This window comes from Paenibacillus sp. 01T422, from assembly GCF_056398785.1.
The window spans coordinates 1-503 of sequence record NZ_JBFTQB010001611.1 but is presented as its reverse complement, the minus strand read 5'-3'; the positions used below and the strand labels follow the sequence as shown (position 1 = coordinate 503).

At 66.1% G+C, this 503-nt stretch carries 1 protein-coding gene; it reads left to right on the top strand.

The annotated features are described in order from the left end of the window. Nucleotides 1-503: hypothetical protein (locus AC1DUA_RS40420; RefSeq protein WP_477504991.1), on the top strand; the 503-nt coding region annotated here is incomplete at both ends.

Genomic DNA, 503 nt, shown 5'->3' with positions numbered 1-503 from the left:
GTGCAGGAGCTGCCGGAGCAACAGGTGCGACTGGAAGTGCAGGAGCTGCGGGAGCGACAGGGGCGACTGGAAGTGCAGGAGCTGCGGGAGCAACAGGGGCGACTGGCGGTACAGGAGCTGCGGGAGCAACAGGRGCGACTGGAAGTRCAGGAGCTGCGGGAGCAACAGGAGCGASTGGAAGTGCAGGAGCTGCMGGAGCRACAGGKGCGACTGGAAGTGCAGGAGCTGCGGGAGCRACAGGTGCGACTGGAGATACAGGAGCTGCGGGTGCAACAGGGGCGACTGGAAGTACAGGAGCTGCGGGATCAACTGGGGCGACTGGAAGTACAGGAGCTGCGGGATCAACTGGGGCAACTGGAGATACAGGAGCTGCGGGAGCGACAGGGGCGACTGGAAGTGCAGGAGCTGCGGGAGCGACAGGGGCGACTGGAAGTGCAGGAGCTGCGGGAGCGACAGGGGCGACTGGAAGTGCAGGAGCTGCGGGAGCGACAGGGGCGACTGGC